The organism is Streptomyces misionensis, from assembly GCF_900104815.1.
GTDB classification, from domain to species: domain Bacteria; phylum Actinomycetota; class Actinomycetes; order Streptomycetales; family Streptomycetaceae; genus Streptomyces; species Streptomyces misionensis.
The window spans coordinates 2,582,651-2,601,386 of record NZ_FNTD01000004.1 but is presented as its reverse complement, the minus strand read 5'-3'; the positions used below and the strand labels follow the sequence as shown (position 1 = coordinate 2,601,386).

At 74.2% G+C, this 18,736-nt stretch carries 18 protein-coding genes and 1 other RNA gene; 8 read left to right on the top strand and 11 right to left on the bottom strand.

Annotation, left to right across the window (positions count from 1 at the left end):
• Positions 1–58 precede the first annotated feature (58 nt).
• The 4 genes from BLW85_RS13460 to BLW85_RS13445 form a co-directional block, all read right to left on the bottom strand.
• The gene (locus BLW85_RS13460) at positions 59–850 is read right to left on the bottom strand and encodes a DUF5336 domain-containing protein (protein ID WP_177330004.1); all 792 of its coding nucleotides are present in this window, start codon (positions 848–850) and stop codon (positions 59–61) included.
• Positions 851–932: 82 nt separating this feature from the next.
• On the bottom strand, positions 933–1,835 hold the full coding sequence (locus BLW85_RS13455; RefSeq protein ID WP_177330003.1) for an N-acetylmuramoyl-L-alanine amidase: 903 nt from the start codon (positions 1,833–1,835) through the stop codon (positions 933–935).
• Positions 1,836–1,857: 22 nt separating this feature from the next.
• Positions 1,858–2,508, bottom strand: coding sequence for a class I SAM-dependent methyltransferase (locus BLW85_RS13450; protein WP_070027573.1), 651 nt, complete (start codon positions 2,506–2,508; stop codon positions 1,858–1,860).
• A gap of 101 nt (positions 2,509–2,609) precedes the next feature.
• The gene (locus BLW85_RS13445; RefSeq protein ID WP_070027572.1) at positions 2,610–4,355 is read right to left on the bottom strand and encodes an MFS transporter; all 1,746 of its coding nucleotides are present in this window, start codon (positions 4,353–4,355) and stop codon (positions 2,610–2,612) included.
• A 242-nt stretch (positions 4,356–4,597) separates the two neighbouring features.
• On the opposite strand from BLW85_RS13445, the gene BLW85_RS13440 reads away from it, so the two are divergent.
• A complete protein-coding gene (locus BLW85_RS13440; protein WP_107409115.1) occupies positions 4,598–6,028 on the top strand; it encodes an MFS transporter in 1,431 nt (476 codons plus the stop codon).
• A 54-nt stretch (positions 6,029–6,082) separates the two neighbouring features.
• Here the strand turns inward: BLW85_RS13440 and BLW85_RS13435 are convergent, their stop codons facing one another.
• A complete protein-coding gene (locus tag BLW85_RS13435; protein WP_070027570.1) occupies positions 6,083–6,799 on the bottom strand; it encodes an ABC transporter permease in 717 nt (238 codons plus the stop codon).
• Positions 6,799–7,764 carry an ABC transporter ATP-binding protein gene (locus tag BLW85_RS13430; RefSeq protein ID WP_079172329.1) on the bottom strand — a complete coding sequence of 322 codons (966 nt, stop codon included), beginning with the start codon at positions 7,762–7,764 and terminating at the stop codon, positions 6,799–6,801. The genes BLW85_RS13435 and BLW85_RS13430 overlap by 1 nt, the downstream gene beginning before the upstream one ends.
• A 237-nt stretch (positions 7,765–8,001) precedes the next feature.
• On the opposite strand from BLW85_RS13430, the gene BLW85_RS13425 reads away from it, so the two are divergent.
• Positions 8,002–8,862, top strand: a complete 861-nt coding sequence (locus tag BLW85_RS13425; protein WP_074992167.1) for a MaoC/PaaZ C-terminal domain-containing protein — start codon at positions 8,002–8,004, stop codon at positions 8,860–8,862.
• 76 nt (positions 8,863–8,938) lie between these two features.
• Here the strand turns inward: BLW85_RS13425 and BLW85_RS39385 are convergent, their stop codons facing one another.
• The gene (locus BLW85_RS39385; protein WP_167381405.1) at positions 8,939–9,094 is read right to left on the bottom strand and encodes a hypothetical protein; all 156 of its coding nucleotides are present in this window, start codon (positions 9,092–9,094) and stop codon (positions 8,939–8,941) included.
• A gap of 96 nt (positions 9,095–9,190) precedes the next feature.
• Positions 9,191–10,456, bottom strand: coding sequence for a hypothetical protein (locus tag BLW85_RS13420; RefSeq protein WP_074992166.1), 1,266 nt, complete (start codon positions 10,454–10,456; stop codon positions 9,191–9,193).
• 186 nt (positions 10,457–10,642) lie between these two features.
• Here BLW85_RS13420 and BLW85_RS13415 point away from each other — a divergent pair, with 186 nt between their 5' ends.
• The 3 genes from BLW85_RS13415 to BLW85_RS13405 are packed head-to-tail and all read left to right on the top strand — an operon-like array spanning position 10,643 to position 13,538.
• Positions 10,643–11,482 (top strand): Nif3-like dinuclear metal center hexameric protein, encoded by an 840-nt coding sequence (locus BLW85_RS13415; RefSeq protein ID WP_074992165.1) that lies wholly within the window; start codon positions 10,643–10,645, stop codon positions 11,480–11,482.
• A 13-nt stretch (positions 11,483–11,495) separates the two neighbouring features.
• Positions 11,496–12,239: a zinc ribbon domain-containing protein gene (locus BLW85_RS13410; protein WP_071828640.1), complete on the top strand. Its 744-nt coding sequence runs from the start codon at positions 11,496–11,498 to the stop codon at positions 12,237–12,239.
• 12 nt (positions 12,240–12,251) lie between these two features.
• Positions 12,252–13,538 (top strand): bifunctional RNase H/acid phosphatase, encoded by a 1,287-nt coding sequence (locus tag BLW85_RS13405; RefSeq protein ID WP_074992164.1) that lies wholly within the window; start codon positions 12,252–12,254, stop codon positions 13,536–13,538.
• Here the strand turns inward: BLW85_RS13405 and eda are convergent.
• A complete protein-coding gene (eda, locus tag BLW85_RS13400; RefSeq protein WP_074992163.1) occupies positions 13,513–14,145 on the bottom strand; it encodes a bifunctional 4-hydroxy-2-oxoglutarate aldolase/2-dehydro-3-deoxy-phosphogluconate aldolase in 633 nt (210 codons plus the stop codon). The genes BLW85_RS13405 and eda overlap by 26 nt on opposite strands.
• A gap of 126 nt (positions 14,146–14,271) precedes the next feature.
• Positions 14,272–15,054, bottom strand: a complete 783-nt coding sequence (gene yaaA, locus BLW85_RS13395; RefSeq protein ID WP_070027563.1) for a peroxide stress protein YaaA — start codon at positions 15,052–15,054, stop codon at positions 14,272–14,274.
• Between the two features lie 219 nt (positions 15,055–15,273).
• Between yaaA and BLW85_RS13390 the strand changes: the two genes are divergently transcribed.
• Positions 15,274–16,707: an RNB domain-containing ribonuclease gene (locus tag BLW85_RS13390; protein ID WP_074992162.1), complete on the top strand. Its 1,434-nt coding sequence runs from the start codon at positions 15,274–15,276 to the stop codon at positions 16,705–16,707.
• Here the strand turns inward: BLW85_RS13390 and BLW85_RS13385 are convergent.
• Positions 16,694–17,260, bottom strand: coding sequence for a hypothetical protein (locus tag BLW85_RS13385; protein ID WP_070027561.1), 567 nt, complete (start codon positions 17,258–17,260; stop codon positions 16,694–16,696). The genes BLW85_RS13390 and BLW85_RS13385 overlap by 14 nt on opposite strands.
• A 185-nt stretch (positions 17,261–17,445) precedes the next feature.
• Here BLW85_RS13385 and rnpB point away from each other — a divergent pair.
• Together rnpB and BLW85_RS13375 are read left to right on the top strand one after the other, a co-directional pair.
• Positions 17,446–17,847, top strand: an RNA gene (gene rnpB / locus BLW85_RS13380) — RNase P RNA component class A.
• A gap of 516 nt (positions 17,848–18,363) precedes the next feature.
• The gene (locus BLW85_RS13375; protein ID WP_074992161.1) at positions 18,364–18,675 is read left to right on the top strand and encodes a WXG100 family type VII secretion target; all 312 of its coding nucleotides are present in this window, start codon (positions 18,364–18,366) and stop codon (positions 18,673–18,675) included.
• Positions 18,676–18,736 lie beyond the last annotated feature (61 nt).

Sequence of the window (18,736 nt, the reverse complement as noted above, 5' to 3'; positions counted from 1 at the left end):
CGTCTTTACGACGACGGCCCCCCGCCCGGAAGGGCGGGGGGCCGTTACGCTCCGGGGCTCAGCCGCGCTGGATGCCCGAGGTGTCCTGGAGCACGCCGCGGCGGCCGTCCTGGGTCTGCGCGACCAGCGCGGCACCGCGCTGCTCGACCGCCAAGTACCAGGTCCCCGGCGCCAGTTCGGCGACGGGCGTGGGCGAGCCGTCCTCCGCGAACAGCGGCCGGGTCACCGGCACCGCGAACCAGAACGGCGAGAAGTCCGCCGGCGCGGGCTGCGGCGCGGCGGCCTGCGCGGCGGCCGGCTGCGGCTGCCCGAACGGCTGCCCCTGCTGCTGCGGCTGGGCGCCGTACGGCTGCTGCTGGGCGCCCGGGTACCCGTAACCCGCGGGCGGCTGCGCGCCGTAGGGCTGCGGGGCGACCGGCTTGGGGGCCGGGATCAGCGCGCCCTGGAGGGGCGGGACCAGCGGGGTGGCGATGGCGGCGGCGGCGAGGACCAGGGCCGCGATGAAGCCGAGCACCAGGCCGGCGCCCGCGTCGATGTGGTCCGGCACGTCCACCAGCGTCCAGAACAGGGTCCACGCGGCGAGAACCGTGAATCCCGTGCCCACCATGCCGAGGTCGAGGCCCAGCACCTTGCGCTGCTGCGGCATGCAGCGGTTGAGGACGATCAGCGCGGCACCGATGACGGCCCCCATGTACGTGCCGAGGCCCGTCCCCAGGTTGTCCCACACGCTCTGGCTTTCCGAGAAGCCGGAGGCCGAGTAGGAGTAGAGATTGAGGAACGACGCGATGAACAGCAACACCGCTGCTCCGATCACCACGCCGTCGCCTCTAGTGAGGGAGCGGATGTTCACTTCAGGTCCTTCGTGAGTCGTCTCGTCGTCGCTAGACACTACCGTCCGCGAGATCCGGCTGTCCGGCTGGTCACGGCCCTGGTCAGGACTCGCGCAGGAAACTCACGATTCCCTCAGAGATCCCCTGCGCGGCCTTCTGTCGCCAGCTGCCGCTGGTCAGCAGTGCCGCGTCCTTGGTATCGCGCATGTTGCCGCACTCGATGAACACCTTGGGAACCGTTGACAGATTGAGACCGCCGAGATCGGTGCGGGTGTCCAGCGCGGTGCCGTGGCCGATGTAGTTGGACGGCGGCTCGCCGGTCACCCGCAGGAAGCTCCCCGCGACCCGCTTGCCGAGATCGCGGGAGGGCGCCACGATCGGCCGGGTGTCGGCGGCACCCGCGTGCACCGCCCCCGGCAGGATCACGTGGAAGCCCCGGTCGCCCGCCGGCGCCCCGTCCGCGTGGATCGAGATCGCCGCGTCCGCGTGCGCCTTGTTGCCGATCGCGGCCCGCTCGGTCACGCACGGCCCCCAGTCCGGGCCCTTGTCGTCATGGGTCAGCCGCACGGTGGCACCCTGCCGCTCCAGCAGTGCCCGCAGCCGGTGCGCCACGTCGAGCGTGAACGACGCCTCGGCGTAACCGTCGTCGGTGGCGGTCCCGGTGGTGTCGCACTCCTTGCGGTTGCTGCCGATGTCCACCTGGCGGTTGATCTCGGCCGGGTGCCGGAAGTTGCCCGGGTTGTGCCCCGGGTCGATGACGACGACCTTGCCCTCGAGCGGTGCGGCGGCCTTGCCGTCGGCGCCGGACGACGCGGACGCGGAGGCATGAGCGGAGGGGGAGGGCGAGGGGGCGGCGTCGGCGTGCTTGCCACCGCCGCCCGCGGTCTCGTACGCCAGCCCGCCGGCCAGCGCGCCCACCACCAGCGCGGCGAGCGTCACGACGAGCGGACCGCGCCGGGGGCGGCGCTGCCGCGGGGGTTCGAACTCCGGGCCTGTGTATGACACGTCAGCGACTCTAACCGGGGCCTCAGATCCCCGCCCCCGTGCGCCGCAGCACCCGCAGCGAGCCGTTCACCGCCACCTCGGTGAACGCGCCGGAGCCGAGCGCCCGCAGGTACACCCGGTAGGGCGCCTGCCCGGTGAACTCGTCCGCGGGCTCGGGGAACACGTCGTGGATGGCCAGCAGGCCACCCTCGGCCACGTGCGGCGCCCATCCCTCGTAGTCGGCGCCCGCGTGCTCGTCGGTGTGGCCGCCGTCGATGAACACGAACCCCAGCGGGGTGCCCCACACGCTCGCGACCTGCGGCGACCGTCCCACCAGGGCGATCACGTGGTCCTCCAGGCCCGCCTTGAACAGCGTCCGCCGGAAGGTGGGCAGCGTGTCCATCAGACCGACCTCGGGGTCCACGGTCTGCGGGTCGTGGTACTCCCACCCCGGCTGCTGCTCCTCGCTGCCCCGGTGGTGATCCACGGTCAGCGCGGTCACCCCCGCCGACCGGGCCGCGTCCGCGAGCAGCACGGTGGACCGCCCGCAGTACGTGCCCACCTCCAGCAACGGCAGTCCCAGCGCCCCGGCCTCGACCGCCGCCGCGTACAGGGCCAGCCCCTCGTCCACGGGCATGAACCCCTTGGCCGCCTCGAACGCGGCGAGGATCTCGGGCTTGGGGACGGTGGCCATGGGGGACGCCTTCCAGTTCAGGGACACGGCAGCATGCGGGCCCCCATGCTGCCGCACCCGGTCGCGCGGGGGCGCACGGGGGCGCCCCCACACGGCGTGCGCTACACGCTCACCGCCTCACCCGGCAGGGAGAGGTCCACCTCGACGGCTCCCTCCTCGCCGGAGTGCGTGGCGGCGGAGGCCAGCGGCCCGTACCCGGCCGCCCGCGCGGCGAGGACGTACGCCCCCTGCCCGGGCACGGCCAGCTCGTAGGCGCCGTCGTCGGCGGAGACCGCCGAACCCGCCTGCCGGCCGCGCCGGTCGATGAGCGTCACCTTGGCCCGGGCCACGGGGACCCCGGCCGGGTCCAGCACCCGCCCCCGGAAGCCCCGCAGCACGTCCTCGGCCCGCTCCAGCGCGGCGTCCTCCTCGCTGCTCGCGCGCAGCTGCACGTGCTGCTGGGCCGCGCGGCCGGTCCTCGGCAGGCACAGCGCCATCACCAGGCCGACCGCCACCGCGCCCGTGGCGATGAGGAAGGACACCCGGAACCCGCGCATCGTGGGGATCGCGACGCCCCCGACCGTGTGCGCCGTGTTGGCCAGCACCATCCCGATGACGGCACTGGACACGGAGGTGCCGATGGACCGCATCAGCGTGTTGAGGCCGTTGGCCGCGCCGGTCTCCGACGCGGGAACCGCGCCGACGATCAGGGCGGGCAGGGAGGAGTAGGCGAGGCCGATGCCCGCGCCGAGGATCACGGAGGTGAGGATCGTCTCCCAGGGCGCCTTCATCAGGCCGAGCCCGCCGCCGTAGCCGACGGCGATGACCAGCAGGCCGATGATGAGGGTGGTCCGGGGCCCGTAGCGGGCGGAGAGGCGGGCGTAGACCGGCGCGGTGAACATCATCGTCAGGCCCAGCGGGGCCACGCACAGACCGGCGACGACCATGGACCGGCCGAGGCCGTAGCCGGTGGCCTCGGGGAGCTGGAGCAGCTGGGGCAGGACCAGCGAGACGACGTAGAACGCGACCCCGACCATGATCGACGCCAGGTTGGTGAAGAGCACGGCGGGCCGGGCGGTGGTGCGCAGATCGACCAGCGGCGCCGCGGCGCGCAGCTCGTACAGGCCCCACAGGGCGAGCACGACGACCGCGGCGAGGAACAGGCCGAGGGTGGTGCCGGAGGCCCAGCCCCAGTCGCTGCCCTTGGTGATGGGCAGCAGGAACAGCACCAGGCCGGCGGACAGGCCGAGCGCGCCGGGCAGGTCGAAGGAGCCCCGTGCGCGCATCGGGGACTCGGGGACGACGAGCAGGGTCAGGGCGATGGCGAGCACGCCGAGGCCGGCGGCGCCGTAGAACAGCGCGTGCCAGTCGGTGTGCTGGGCGACCAGGGCGGCGGCGGGCAGGGCGAGGCCGCCGCCCACGCCTATGGAGGAGCTCATCAGGGCCATGGCGGAGCCGAGCCGTTCGCGCGGCAGCATGTCCCGCATGAGGCCGATGCCGAGGGGGATCGCGCCCATCGCGAAGCCCTGGAGGGTACGGCCCACGATCATGGTGAGCAGCTGGCTGGTGAGCGCGCTGACCAGGGCGCCGATCACCATCACGGCGAGGCTGGCGATCAGCATGCGCCGCTTGCCGTACAGGTCGCCGAGCCGGCCCATGATCGGGGTGGCGACGGCGCCGGACAGCAGGGTCGAGGTGAGCACCCAGGTGGCGTTGCTGGGCGCGGTGTGCAGCAGTTGCGGCAGGTCTTTGATGACCGGCACGAGCAGGGTCTGCATCACCGCGACCACGATGCCCGCGAAGGCGAGCACCGGGACGACGGCCCCGCTCGCCTTGCCCCGCGGTTCCTCGGTCGTCGTGTGGGTCATTGAGTGCGGCCTCCCGTAGACATAAGTGCCGGGTAAACCTCGTATGCACGCGCAACTATTCCGTTGCTTCGGGCTTCTAATGTTTATTTGACCATCCTATTGGTTTCTGACGTTGCGTCAGCCGCGGTTCGAGCCGGTCCGGCGGCCGCGGGGACCGTCCGGGGTGGTCCGCGACGTAGTCCGCGCGGAGTAGGTCCCGTGGTCCGAAATGCCGATGCAAGGACCGCAAGCGGCCTGGGACCATGACACCCATGCTGGAGACCGCCGACACCCCACCCCTCATATCCCGCCGTACGACACCCCCCACCTGGCTGGTGGTGGCGCTGGCCTGCGCCGGACAGTTCCTGGTGGTGCTGGACGTCTCCGTGGTGAACGTCGCCCTGCCGTCGATGCGCGCGGACCTCGGCCTCAGCCCGTCCGGACTGCAATGGGTGGTGAACGCGTACGCGATCGCCTTCGCCGGTTTCATGCTGCTCGGCGGCCGGGCCGGCGACCTCTACGGCCGCAAGCGGATGTTCCTCGTCGGCCTCGGCCTGTTCACCCTCGCCTCGCTGGGCGGCGGCCTCGCCCAGGAGGGCTGGCAGCTGCTGCTCGCCCGCGCCGCGCAGGGCCTCGGCGCGGCGGTCCTCGCGCCCTCCACGCTCACCCTGCTGACGGCCGCGGTGCCGGAGGGCGCCGCCCGGGCACGGGCCATCGCGACCTGGGCCGCGGTGGGAGCGGGCGGCGGCGCCGCGGGCGGACTCGTCGGCGGGGTGCTGGTGGACGCGCTGTCCTGGCGCTGGGTGCTGCTGATCAACGTGCCGGTGGGCGCGGTGGTGCTGGCCGGCTCGGCGCGCTGGCTCACCGAGAGCCGGGCCGGGGACGGGCGGCGCCTGGACCTGCCGGGCGCGCTGCTGGTCACGGCGGGCCTCGGCACGCTGGCGTACGGCATCTCGCGCACCCAGGAGGCGGGCTGGACGTCCGCGGCCACCCTGGTGCCGCTGGCGGCCGGGGTGCTGCTGATCGCGCTGTTCCTGCTGACCGAGGCGCGCACCGCGGCCCCGCTGATGCCGCTCGGACTGCTGCGGCGGCGCGCGGTGGCGTCGGCCAACGCGGCCATGCTGGTGTCCGGTTCGGCGATGTTCTGCATGTGGTACTTCATGACCCTGTACGCGCAGAACGTGCTCGGCTACTCCCCGCTGGAGGCCGGTGCCGCGCTGGTGCCCAGCTCGCTCGCGGTGGTCGTCGGCTCCAAGCTGGCGCCGCGCCTGATGCGGACGGCGGGCCCGCGCCGTGTGGCGGTGCTGGGCACCCTGGTGGCGGTGGCCGGGTTCGGCTGGCAGTCGACGATGAGCGCGCACGAGCCGTACGTCACCGCGATCATGTGCCCCGGCATCCTGATGATGTTCGGCGGCGGCCTGGCGACGACACCGCTGGCCGCGCTGGCCACCTCGGGCGCGGCGAGCGGCGAGGCCGGCGTCGTCTCCGGCCTGATCAACACCTCCCGGACCATGGGCGGTTCGCTGGGCCTCGCGGTGATGTCGACGGTCGCCGCGACCGGTACCGGCACGGGCACCGACCCGCAGTCCCTGACCGAGGGCTACGCCCTGGCCTTCCGCGCCTCCGCGGCCGTCCTGCTGGCCGGGGCGCTGCTGATGCTGCTGTGGCTGCCGCGCCGCCTCGCGCACAAGTGACGGCGGCTCACCGCCACCCCTGCTGCCGGGCCCGCGTCATCCCTCGTCCCCCGATCAGATCGTGCCCGCGGTACGGCGGTACGACAGCACGGCGTACGTGCCGAACAGCAGCAGCCAGGCCGTCAGCACGATGACGGCGGTGGCCCCCGGGGCGTGGCCGCGCGCGACCGCCTCGCCCAGTTCGGCGAACCGGTTGGTGGGGGTGTACGCCGACACCGCGCGCAGCCAGCCGGGGAACAGCGCGACCGGGAACCACAGGCCGCCCAGCACCGCGAGCCCCAGGTTGCACACCATGTTGACCACCCCGGTCGCGGGCCCGGTCAGCCGGTAGCCGTTGCCGAGACCCAGCAGCGTGAACGGGACCGAGCCCGCCCACAGCAGCAGCGCGATCAGCACCCACTGCCAGAGCGCCAGCCGCACCCCGTTGACCAGACCGCCCGCCGCGAGGACGGCCACGATCGCGGGCAGCACCGTCACCACACCGGTCAGCGCGCGCCCGCACACCACCTCGCGCGGGGTCATCGGCGTCACCCGCAGCTGGCGCAGCCAGCCCACCGCGCGGTCCTCGGCGACCGCGCCGCCCGTGTTCAGCGCGGAGCCGACGGCGCCGTACGCCGCCATGCCGACCATCGCGGCGGTGCGCCAGGCCCGGTCGGCGCCGCCGACGTTGGTGAACAGCAGGTACATCATGACCGGCATCCCGATGCCGCCGATGACGAAGCCGAGGTCGCGCAGGGTGCGGCGGATCTCCAGACGGACGTAGGCGAGCATCACGAAGCCTTCGCGGTGGGGGAGTGGTCGAGGGGTGCGGGCGCGCCGGGCCCGGCGGGGCCGTCGTCGCGGGCCGACGAGGTGAGCGCCAGGAACGCGTCGTCCAGCGACGCGGGCGCGACCTCCAGCCCCCGTATCGCCCCCAGTTGCGCCAGCGCGACCACCGTCGCGTCGGAGTCGTCGGTGCGCAGCCGGGCCCGGTCGCCGTGCACCTGAAGGGAGCGGACGCCGGGCAGCAGGGCGAGCCCGTCCGGGTCGCGGCCCGCGAGGGACACCGTGACCAGGCTGCCGCCCGCCGCGCGCCGCAGTTCCTCGCCCGTGCCGTCGGCGACGATCCGGCCCCGGTCCATGACCACGATCCGGTCGGCGAAGTCGTCCGCCTCCTCCAGGTAGTGGGTGGAGAAGACGACGGTGTGGCCGCGCCGGGCGTAGCCGCGCATCGCCTCCCAGAACACGTGCCGCGCCTCCACGTCCAGCGCCGCCGTCGGCTCGTCCAGCACCAGCAGCGACGGATCGCCGGCCAGCGCCACCGCGAACCGCACCCGCTGCACCTGCCCGCCCGACAGCCGGTCCACCCGGCGCCCGGCCAGCGCGGCGATCCCGGCCAGCTCCAGCGCCCGGGGCACCGGCATCGGCGCCGGATAGCGGGAGGCCACGAAGCCGACCAGCTCGCCCACGGTGACCCGGGGCACCGGCCGGGCGTCCTGGAGCATCGCGCCCACCCGCCCGGCCCGCACCGCCCGCTCCGGCTCGGTGCCGAACAGCTCCACCCGGCCGGCGTCCGGCGGGTACAGCCCCAGCAGCAGGCCGATCGTGGTCGACTTGCCGGCCCCGTTGCGGCCCAGCAGGGCCACGGTCTCGCCGCGCCCGATCCGCAGATCCACCCCGTCCACGGCGCGCACGGACCCGTATGCCCGGACCGCCCCCGTGAAGGACACGGCGGTGTCCTCGTCCTTCTCCGTCATGGCTATGACAGTACGAGCAGGACCGGCCGCCCGGCAGATGCGGATGTACGGATCCGGGCAGTACGGATGTCACGGCCCGGCGCAACCGACGCGCCGTCAGCGGCCTTCACGGGTAGGGAGGGCTCGGCTATACAGGGGCGCCGGACCGGAACGCGTTCCCCGTCCCGTGGACGACCCCGGTGCGGCCGACGGTTGCGGACGGCCCGCGCCGAGGTCCCGAAACCTCCCAGGAGCCCCATGCCCATCGACGCAGCCAAGGCCCTCGCCGCCGAACCCCGCTCCGGACCGATCACCTGGACCGCCAAGGACGTGCTGCTCTACCACCTGGGCATCGGCGCCGGCACCCCCGCCACCGACCCGGACGAGCTGCGCTACACCCTGGAGTCCCGGCTGCACGTGCTGCCGAGCTTCGCCACCGTGGCGGGCGCCGGGGCGCCCGGGGTGATCGGCGGGCTGTCCATGCCGGGCGTCGACGTCGACCTGGCCAAGGTCCTGCACGGCGGGCAGACCCTGCGTCTGCACCGGCCCGTCCCGGTGGCCGGCACCGCCACCGCCACCTCCCGCATCGTCGCCGTGTACGACAAGGGCAAGGCCGCCGTCCTCGTCCTGCGTACCGAAGTGGCCGACGAGCAGGGGGCGTTGTGGACGAACGACGCCCGGATCTTCGTGCGGGGGGAGGGCGGCTGGGGCGGTGAGCGGGGCCCCTCGGCCCGCACCCGGGAGCCGGCCGGACCGCCGGACCGGGTGGTCGAGCGACCCGTCCGCCCGGACCAGGCCCTGCTCTACCGCCTGTCCGGCGACCGCAACCCGCTGCACGCCGACCCCGAGTTCGCACGGCTCGCCGGGTTCGACCGGCCCATCCTGCACGGCCTGTGCACGTACGGCATGACGCTCAAGGCCGTGGTCGACACCCTGCTCGACGGCGACGTGGGGCGGGTGCGGTCGTACACCGCCCGGTTCGCCGGCGTGGTCTTCCCCGGCGAGACGCTGCGCGTCCGCATGTGGCGCGAGGAGGCGGGCCGGGTGCGGGTCGCCGTGGGCGTCGCCGGGCGGGACGACGCGCCCGTGCTCGCCGACACCGTCGTGGAGCACTCCTGACACCGGACCGACGAGGGGAGCGACGGAAAGAGGGGGCACCGGCCGGTGCCCCCTCTTCCCTTCCCGCTGTTCGGCCTCAGGCGGCCGCCTCGGTGGTCTCCTCGGCGGTCCTGCGGTGCCGGCCGTGGGGAGCCGTGTCGCTCTCCTTGGCCGCGACCTCACCGCGGTGCCGGCCGTGGCCGGCGTTCTCAGAGTCGGCAGACAGCTGCTTCGTCGTGCTGGTGTCGCTCATCGGACGTATTCACCCCGTCAACATCATCTTTCGTACAGCCGGGCGAGTTTAACCGGCCCACCGCCGGGCGAATCCAGGCGTACACGCCAACCGGCACTAGTTCGTTACAAGACGTTCCAGAGGCGCTTGCTGCAACGGCACCGGACGGTGCGAAGCGGGCTCCCCGGGGGTCGCCACCGGGTCCGAAGAGGCCGGTTCCGCCGCCTGCCGGGACACCGCGCCGGGCGTTCGGACGGCCGTGCCGTCCGGGTCCGGGCCCGCCCGCCCCGGGCCCGTCGGCTGCCCCGCCTCGCCCGGCCGCCCGGCCGCCGCGCCCGCCGGCCGTTCCGCGCGCGGCTCGCGCTCGGGCATCCGCAGCTCCGCCACCCCGCACGGCGTCTCCCGGGTGGCGTACGGCAGCCGCAGCACTCCGTCCGGGGTCCACAGCCCGGCCCCGGTCAGCCAGCCCTCGGGCGCGGGCAGGTGCCGCACCCGGCGCTCGGCCGGCCGCCACAGGCCCACCCAGGTGCCCACCGGGCCGTCGATGCGCAGCGCCACCGCGCAGTCCTCCGGCTCCAGCACCTGCCCGGGCTGGATCGCGAACGGCACCGCCGTACACTCCGGCAGCCGCAGCGACGTGGGGAAACGCACCGGCAGGGTGGAGCCGAGGATGCCCCAGCCCAATCGTTCCTGCCCCGGCGAGGGGGCGTCCGAGGAGATCAGCAGCAGCCCGCTGTCGAGGTCGGCCAGCAGCAGCCGGTCGTCGCTGTCCGGCGCGATCTGGAGCAGCGGCGAGACCTCGCCCCGCTCCAGGTCCACCACGACCGTCTTGGTGCGGCCCTCCAGCTCCCGGTCCAGCGCCAGCAGCCGCCCGGCGCGGTCCAGCCAGACCCCGCCCGAGCAGCGCCCCGGCACCTCGGCGAGCCGCGCCGGACCGGACGACCCGCCCGCCACCTGCCACACCGCGCTGGACCGCGCGCCGACCGAGACGGCGTACGCCCGCGCCCCGCCCGGCGCCGGGGGCAGCAGGGTGAGCCGGGTGCCGGGCGTCGCGCACTCCATCGCGCCCAGCGGCAGCTCCCCGGTGCCGGGGCCCGTCGGGTACAGCAGCGCGAAGAGGTGCCGCCGCGCCGCCCGCCGGTGGATCAGGACCCGGCCGTCGCCCAGCGGCTGCAACTCGGTGCCGGGCTCCTCCGGCTGGTTCCCGGGCAGCGGCACCGCGTACGGCTCGGGGCCGTCCAGCGTCCAGCGCTCCGGGAACCAGGAGTCACCGCTGCGCGCGAGCCGGGCGGCGTACGCGCCGTCCGCCGTGAGCACGCAACCGCGACCCGGCGAGCGGTCGTCCTCGCCGACGGACCGGGATTCGATGGCACAGACCGTCATTCTTCGGTCACCTCCGGCGACGAAGCTAGTTTTCCGCGCACGGCCGTGCGGGGGGCCGCCCGCCGCTTCACACATACGGGTGGCGCGAAAGCGATTCCTCCGAGGAAGCGGCGGCGACTGTGCTGCGCGGGACCGGGACCGGCGGATGCGGTTCAGCCCCGCCGAACAGCCAGGTAGCCTTTTCCCGTGCCCCGTCTGTCTGAAGTCATCGCCGCGCTGGAGAACCTGTGGCCCGCCGAGCGGGCCGAGTCCTGGGACGCGGTCGGCACGGTCGTGGGCGACCCCGACCAGGAGGTCACCCGGGTCCTGTTCGCCGTCGACCCCGTGCGGGAGATCGTCGACGAGGCGGTACGGCTCGGCGCCGACCTGCTCGTTACCCACCACCCGCTCTATCTGCGGGGCACGACCACGGTCGCGGCCTCGCACTTCAAGGGCCGGGTCGTCCACACGCTGATCAAGAACGACATCGCGCTGCACGTCGCCCACACCAACGCCGACACCGCCGACCCGGGCGTCTCCGACGCCCTCGCGGGCGCGCTCGACCTGCGGGTCGTGCGCCCCCTGGTCCCGGACCCCACCGATCCGAACGGCCGTCGGGGCCTCGGCCGGGTGTGCGCCCTCGACCACCCGCTCACCCTGCGGGAGCTGGCCGCACGCGCCGCCGAGCGGCTGCCCGCCACCGCGCAGGGCATCCGGGTGGCCGGCGACCCCGACGCCGTCATCCGCACCATCGCCGTCAGCGGCGGCTCGGGCGACAGCCTCTTCGACCAGGTCAGGGCGGCCGAAGTGGACGCCTTCCTCACCGCCGACCTGCGCCACCACCCGGCCTCCGAGGCCGTCGCGCACAGTCCGCTCGCGCTGCTCGACGCCGCGCACTGGGCCACCGAGTGGCCCTGGTGCGAACTGGCCGCGAGCCAGCTCGACGAGATCTCCGACCGCCACGGCTGGGACCTTCGCGTCCACGTCTCCAAGACGGTCACCGACCCCTGGACCGCCCACGCGGCGTCCTCCGTCACCACTAGCTAATGGGAGCCCCCAACTGAACGCCGCGCCCGCAGACCAGATCCGACTCCTCGACGTCCAGGCCCTCGACGTCCGCCTGCAGCAGCTCGCGCACAAGCGGAGGTCCCTGCCCGAGCACGCCGAGATCGAGTCGCTGACCAAGGACCTCACCCAGCTGCGCGACCTGCTCGTGGCCGCGCAGACCGAGGAGAGCGACTGCGCCCGCGAGCAGACCAAGGCCGAGCAGGACGTCGACCAGGTGCGCCAGCGCGCCACCCGCGACCAGCAGCGCCTCGACTCCGGCGCCGTCACCTCGCCCAAGGACCTCGCCAACCTCCAGCACGAGATCGCCTCGCTCGCCAAGCGGCAGGGCGACCTGGAGGACGTGGTCCTGGAGGTCATGGAGCGCCGCGAGTCCGCGCAGGAGCGGGTGAACGAGCTGACCGAGCGGGTCGCCTCCGTCCAGTCGAAGATCGACGACGCGAGCGGGCGCCGGGACGCCGCGTTCGAGGAGATCGACCGCGAGGCCGCGGCGGTGACCAAGGAGCGCGAGGTCGTGGCGGCCTCCGTCCCCGCGGACCTGCTCAAGCTGTACGACAAGCTGCGCGAGCAGCAGGGCGGCATCGGCGCGGCGAAGCTGTACGCGCGCACCTGCCAGGGCTGCCGCCAGGAGCTGGCCATCACCGAGCTGAACGAGGTCCGCGCGGCCGCGCCCGACACGGTGGTGCGCTGCGAGAACTGCCGCCGGATCCTGGTGCGCACGGCCGAGTCCGGTCTGTAAGGGGCGCGCGGCGTGCGGGAGTTCATCGTCGAGGCGGACGGCGGGTCACGGGGCAACCCGGGGCCCGCGGGCTACGGCGCGGTGGTCCGTGACGCGGCGACGGGCCGGACGCTGCTGGAGGCGGCCGAGTACCTCGGCCTCGCCACCAACAACGTCGCCGAGTACCGGGGCCTGCTGGCCGGCCTGCGCGCCGCCCACACCCTGGACCCCGCCGCGCGGGTCCACGTGCGGATGGACTCCAAGCTGGTCGTCGAGCAGATGACGGGCCGCTGGAAGATCAAGCACCCGGCGATAAAGCCACTGGCGACGCAGGCGCGCGGGGTGTTCCCGGCGGACCAGGTCACCTACGAGTGGATCCCGCGCGCCGAGAACAAGCACGCCGACCGCCTGGCCAACGAGGCGATGGACGCGGGGGCGCGCGGCGAGCAGTGGTCGGCGACGACGTCGACGGCGGAGCTGGACGCGGCTGACGCGGAGGTACGCGCGGCGGAGCCGGGGGCAGCCGACGTGGCCGCGCGTCCGGGAGAGCCGGGGGCGGCCGACGTGGCGGCGCATGCGGGCGCGGGTGGGGTCGAGGTGTCGGCAGCCGTGGGTCCGGCGGAGCCGGCCGGGACCGAAGCGCAGGCCCGCACCCCCGGTGCCACCGCCCGCGGCTGGTCCGCCGCCCCCGACCTCGGCGCCCCCGCCACCCTCGTCCTGCTCCGGCACGGCGAGACCCCCCTCACCCCGCAGAAGCGCTTCTCCGGCAGCGGCGGCACCAACCCGCCCCTCTCGGACATCGGCCGGGAGCAGGCCCACCGGGTGGCCGAGGCGCTGGCCGCGCGCGGCACCATCGAGACCGTCCTCGCCTCCCCCCTCGCCCGCACCCGGGAGACCGCCGAGATCGTCGCCGCCCGGCTGAACCTGGACGTCCACCTCGAGGACGGCCTGCGGGAGACGGACTTCGGCGCCTGGGAGGGCCTGACCTTCGGCGAGGTCCGCGACCGCTACCCGGACGACCTGAACGCCTGGCTCGCCGACACGCAGGCGCGCCCCACCGGCGGCGGCGAGAGCTTCGCCGAGACCGCCGCCCGTATCGAGGCCACCCGCGACCGGCTGGTCACCGCGCACGCGGGCCACACCGTCCTGCTGGTCACCCACGTCACCCCGATCAAGACCTTCGTCCGCCTCGCCCTCGGCGCCCCGCCCGAGTCCCTGTTCCGCATGGAACTGTCGGCGGCCTCCCTGTCCGCGGTGGCGTACTACGCGGACGGCAACGCGAGCGTCCGCCTCTTCAACGACACGTCCCACCTGCGCTGAGCCCGGCCGCGGCGCGCGCCAGCGCCTCGATCCGGGCCCAGTCCCGCTCGGCCACCGCGTCCGCCGGCACCATCCAACTCCCGCCCACACAGCCGACGTTGGGCAACGCCAGATACTCCGGCGCGGTCGCCGGGCCGATCCCGCCGGTCGGACAGAACCGGGCCTGCGGCAGCGGCCCCGCGAGCGACCTCAGATACTCGGTGCCGCCGGCCGCCCGCGCCGGGAAGAACTTCATGTCCCGCACCCCGCGCTCCAGCAGCGCGACCACCTCCGAGGCGGTCGACACCCCGGGCAGGAACGGCACCCCGGATCCCCGCATGGCGTCCAGCAGCGCCTGCGTCCACCCCGGACTCACCAGGAACCGCGCCCCGGCCGCGACACACGCGTCCACCTGCTCCGGTGTGATCACCGTGCCCGCGCCGACCACCGCCCGCGGCACCTCGTCGGCGATCGCCCGGATCGCGTCCAGCGCGGCGGGGGTGCGCAGCGTCACCTCGATCGCGGGCAGCCCCCCGGCCACCAGGGCCCGGGCCAGCGGTACGGCGACGGAGGCGTCCGGCAGCACCACCACGGGCACGACCGGCGAGAGGTCCAGCACGGAGATCATGCCCTCATCGTGCCGAGCCGCTGCACCACTCGCAATCACCGTTGCGCACCGTGCAACGCTGCCCCCGTAGTGGTCGCCCCTAACGGGGCCGTAGTGGCCGTAGTGGCCGTAGTGGCCGTAGTGGACCTAGTGGACCTCCTCCACCAGCACGTCCAGCGCCCACGCCTTCCCCGCCCGCTCCGGCGCCTGCGCCTCCACCGCGTACCCCAGCTCCCGCAGCGCCGCCACCAGCTCGGCGGGGTCCGCCGGCGTCACGCCGGACGACAGCAGCGCCCGCACGATCCGCCCCTTCGTCGCCTTGTTGAAGTGGCTGACCACCTTCCGCGTCGGCGCGTGCAGCACCCGTACCGTCGCCGTCCGCTCCGCGACCTCGCCCTTCGGCTTCCAGGCCGCCGCGTACGCCGCCGAGCGCAGGTCGAGCACCAGTCCGTCCCCGGCCGCCGCCGGCAGCACCTCGGCCATCGGCGCCCGCCAGTGCCCGGCCAGCGCCCCGAGCCCGGGCAGCTTGATCCCCATCGAGCAGCGGTAGGAGGGGATGCGGTCGGTCACCCGCACCGCGCCCCACAGCCCGGAGAACACCAGCAGCGAGCGCGCCGCCCGCCGCTTCGCCGCCGCGTCCAGGGAAGCCAGGCCGAGGGCGTCGTACAGGACACCGGTGTAGATCTCCCCGGCGGGACGGGCGCCGGCCGTGCGCAGGGCCGCGTTCTTGGCGACCTCGCCGCGCAGCCCCTCGCTGAGCCCCAGCACCTCGCGCGCCTTCTCCTCGTCGCCCGCGCACAACGCGACCAACTCCCCGAGCACGGCCTCCCGCGCGGCGGTCAGCCCCGGCAGGGACAGCGACTCCCACCGCAACGGGGCACCCTTGCCCGAGTCGGCCTTACCTTCCGAGGGCGGCAGCAGGACCAGCAACACGTACTCCTTCTCTTGCGCTCGCGGCCAGCGTACGGGCTCGTCGGCGGGGCACGGCCGGGGAAGGGGGCGCGGGGCTCCCGGCCCGTGCACGGACGCCGCGTGCCCCCGTAAAGGATGCTTCCCGTCCCCGTAAGGGATCCTCCCCGCCCCCGTAAGGGATGCTTCCCGCCCCCCGTACGGAGTGCCGCCCGCGTCCCCCCGCCCTACGCTCGACACATGCCCCCGCGCAAGATCCGCGTGACCGGCGCCCCCGAGGCACCCCTGAGGGCCGCGCTCGCCGCCCTGCGCACCGGCCTGGGCATCCCCGAGGACTTCCCGCCGGAGGCCAGGGCCGAGGCCGAGCGCGCCGCGAAGGCCCCGCCCCCGCCGTCGTACGACGCCACGGACATCCCGTTCTTCACCCTCGACCCGCCCGGCTCCCCGGACCTCGACCAGGCCGCCCACCTCTCCCGGCAGGGCACCGGCTACCGGGTGCGGTACGCCATCGCCGACGTCGCCCACTTCGTCGCACCCGGCGGCGCCCTGGACGCGGAGGCGCACCGGCGGGTGAACACCCTGTACTTCCCCGACGAGCGGGTGCCGCTGCACCCCGTCGTGCTCAGCGAGGACGCGGCCAGCCTGCTGCCCGGCCGGACCCGGCCCGCCGTGCTGTGGACGCTCGATCTGGACGAGCTGGGCCGGACCATCGCCGTCGACGTGCGCCGGGCCCTGGTCCGCAGCCGCGCCCGGCTCGACTACGCGGGCGTGCAGCGGGCGATCGACACGGGCACCGCCGAGGAGCCGGTCGCCCTGCTCGCGGAGATCGGCCGGGCCCGGGAGCGGCAGGAGGCCGAGCGCGGCGGCATCTCCCTGTCCGTGCCCGAGCAGCGGATCACCGAACGGGACCACACCTACGCGCTGTCGTACCGCGCGCCACTGCCCGCCGAGGGCTGGAACGCCCAGCTCTCCCTGCTCACCGGCATGGCCGCCGCCGATCTGATGCTCGCCCTGGGCACCGGCATCCTGCGCACCCTGCCCGCCGCCCCGGACGGCGCCGTCGCCCGGCTGCGCCGTACCGCGCGGGCCCTCGGCATCGACTGGCCGCACCACGTGCCGTACGCGGCCGTGATCAGCGCCCTCGACCCGCGCGAACCCCACCACGCGGCCTTCCTCCAGGAGTGCACCACCCTGCTGCGCGGCGCCGGCTACACGGTCTTCCGCGACGGCGCCCTGCCCGCGATCACCACGCACGCGGCCGTCGCCGCCCCCTACACCCACTGCACCGCCCCCCTGCGGCGCCTCGCCGACCGCTACGCCCTGGAACTCTGCCTGAGCGCGGTGTCCGACCAGCCCGCGCCCGACTGGGTCCTCGCCGCGCTCGACGCCCTGCCCCACCGGATGGCCGACGGCGCGCAGCGCGCGGGCACGGTGGAGCACGAGGCCATCGACATCGTGGCGGCGGCCCTGCTGAAGGACCGGGTCGGCGAGGTCTTCGACGCCTGCGTGGTCGATGTGGACGAGCGCCGGCCGGACACCGGCACCGTCCAATTGGCCTCCCCGGCGGTCATCGGCCGCGTCGAGGGCCCCGGCCTGCCCCTGGGCGAACCCCTGCGGGTCCGCCTGGCCCAGGCCGCCCCCGGCAGGGCGAAGCCCCTGTTCACGCCCGTGTGAGGGCCTGGACGAGCGCGCCGGGATCGTCGGCGTACAGCCGCACCACGCGCACTTCCCTGCGACGGCCGAGCAACGTCACGTACGGAACCGGTTCGGCGAGTTCGAGGGTGACCGAGGTCTGGGAGCCGACGGGCAGATCGAGTTCCCCCGCCGCGTACGCGTGGGTCATCCGGGTCTCCCGCCGTACGGCCCCGATCGCGCCCAGCGGTATCCGCACGTCCACCCGGACCCCGTACCGCACCCGCAGCGCGTCCCCGGTCAGCACGTGCGGGCGCACCACACCGGCCGCGTGCAGGCCGAGGACGAGCAGCACGGTGTAGACGTCCAGCACCAGCATCACGTCGTGCGCGGCGGGCCAGTCGCGCAGCATCGCGGCCACGCCGACCGTCTCGATCACGCACACGAACGCCAGCCCCAGCAGGGTCGAGCCCTGCCCCCGCGCGTATCCGAACGCCCGCCCGCCGGCGGTCCCCTGACTGCGCCGCCCCAGCCACAGCGCGAGGCTCCCGAAGACCCGGGCCTCGTGCAGCACCAGCCGGCGCACCGTCCTCATCCGTCCTCCCCTCCGCTCACCATACGTAGCGCACTGCGCACGGCCTCGGCCCCGAGCCGAGGGCAACTCGGCGCGAAGCGCACGAGGAACGGCGTGATCACCGACGCCCGCCCCTCGGCCCGGCCCCGGCTCACCGCCGGTCCACGGCCCCGGGCGCGGACCGGTACCATGGTCGGCACGGCAGACGAGCCGGGCGGGCGGCCGCGTGGAGTCCCCTAGGGGGCTTCCCGAGGAACGTCCGGGCTCCACAGGGCAGGGTGGTGGCTAACGGCCACCCGGGGTGACCCGCGGGACAGTGCCACAGAAAGCAGACCGCCGGGGACCTCGGTCCTCGGTAAGGGTGAAACGGTGGTGTAAGAGACCACCAGTGCCCAGGGTGACCTGGGCAGCTAGGTAAACCCCACCCGGAGCAAGGTCAAAAGGAAACACCCCGGTGTTTCTGCGCGGACGACCGAGGGCTGCCCGCCCGAGTCCGCGGGTAGACCGCACGAGGCCGGTGGCAACACCGGCCCTAGATGGATGGCCGTCGCCCCGGGCCCCGCGAGGGACCCGGGGAACAGAACCCGGCGTACAGCCCGACTCGTCTGCCTTCTCCGTCTCCGTCCCGGCCGGCGGTCAGGCATGTGGATCCCACCGAGCGCGGTTCGCGCAGTGCCTGTGGAGCCGTTGCACACAAGCACGCTCGAAACGAAAGCGACCGAGGAGCCGGTCCGCCGTCGGAACTCCGCTCGGTCCAGCCAGGTGGGGGCCTCACGGGCCCGTCGAGGCGCCCATGGATCAACCGGCCGGCCGTCGGCAACCGTGGTGTTTCCAGTTCGCCTGCGCGGAACGGGAGTTGACTACGGGAAGCGCTCAGGAAGCCTTCCGGCGGGTCCGCCGTAGAATGACCCCGCCGGTGGGCCCTTGGTGGCGCCGATGACGGGTGGTACGACCAGATGCGACGGATCCACGTGGACATCGGCAGCGAGGCCGACAAGCTGTCCACGCCGAATACCGGGGCCGGTGAGCGTCGACGCGTCCGCACAGCAGCCTGGACGGCTTCTGACACTTCCGGCGCGACGTGACCGGCTCACCATCAAGGCGACCGACACCAAGGGGGAAACATGTCGACCGGTGCCGACGGCGACCACATCACTGTCTCGTTCGCCACGCTCCATGAACTCGCCATGGACCTGGAGGACATCCTCAAGAAGCTCAACGGCGAACTGGGCGATCTCTACCACCGCGTGGAACCGGTCGTACTGTCCTGGAAGGGCGAGGCCCGCGAGGTCTTCGTCGAGAAACTGGACGAATGGGACCGCTCCGCGCAGGACCTCCAGGCGGCCCAGAAGTGGCTGCACGCGTACGTCACCACCGGGCACGCCAATTACGCCGCCGCGCACCGGGCGGTGCTCCGTGGCTGGGGAGCCGCCTGATGACCACGCCGACCCCCCGCAGCAGCACTACCTGAACTCCCTGTCGCAGGCGTGGGCGGAC

Excerpts from the sequence above, each read along its gene's own strand:
- BLW85_RS13450 (WP_070027573.1), bottom strand. The coding sequence starts at position 2,508 with ATGGCCACCGTCCCCAAGCCCGAGATCCTCGCCGCGTTCGAGGCGGCC.
- BLW85_RS13445 (WP_070027572.1), bottom strand. The coding sequence starts at position 4,355 with ATGACCCACACGACGACCGAGGAACCGCGGGGCAAGGCGAGCGGGGCC.
- BLW85_RS13440 (WP_107409115.1), top strand. The coding sequence starts at position 4,598 with ATGACACCCATGCTGGAGACCGCCGACACCCCACCCCTCATATCCCGC.
- BLW85_RS13435 (WP_070027570.1), bottom strand. The coding sequence starts at position 6,799 with ATGCTCGCCTACGTCCGTCTGGAGATCCGCCGCACCCTGCGCGACCTC.
- BLW85_RS13430 (WP_079172329.1), bottom strand. The coding sequence starts at position 7,764 with ATGACGGAGAAGGACGAGGACACCGCCGTGTCCTTCACGGGGGCGGTC.
- BLW85_RS13425 (WP_074992167.1), top strand. The coding sequence starts at position 8,002 with ATGCCCATCGACGCAGCCAAGGCCCTCGCCGCCGAACCCCGCTCCGGA.
- BLW85_RS39385 (WP_167381405.1), bottom strand. The coding sequence starts at position 9,094 with ATGAGCGACACCAGCACGACGAAGCAGCTGTCTGCCGACTCTGAGAAC.
- BLW85_RS13420 (WP_074992166.1), bottom strand. The coding sequence starts at position 10,456 with ATGACGGTCTGTGCCATCGAATCCCGGTCCGTCGGCGAGGACGACCGC.
- eda (WP_074992163.1), bottom strand. The coding sequence starts at position 14,145 with ATGATCTCCGTGCTGGACCTCTCGCCGGTCGTGCCCGTGGTGGTGCTG.
- BLW85_RS13390 (WP_074992162.1), top strand. The coding sequence starts at position 15,274 with ATGCCCCCGCGCAAGATCCGCGTGACCGGCGCCCCCGAGGCACCCCTG.
- BLW85_RS13385 (WP_070027561.1), bottom strand. The coding sequence starts at position 17,260 with ATGAGGACGGTGCGCCGGCTGGTGCTGCACGAGGCCCGGGTCTTCGGG.
- BLW85_RS13375 (WP_074992161.1), top strand. The coding sequence starts at position 18,364 with ATGTCGACCGGTGCCGACGGCGACCACATCACTGTCTCGTTCGCCACG.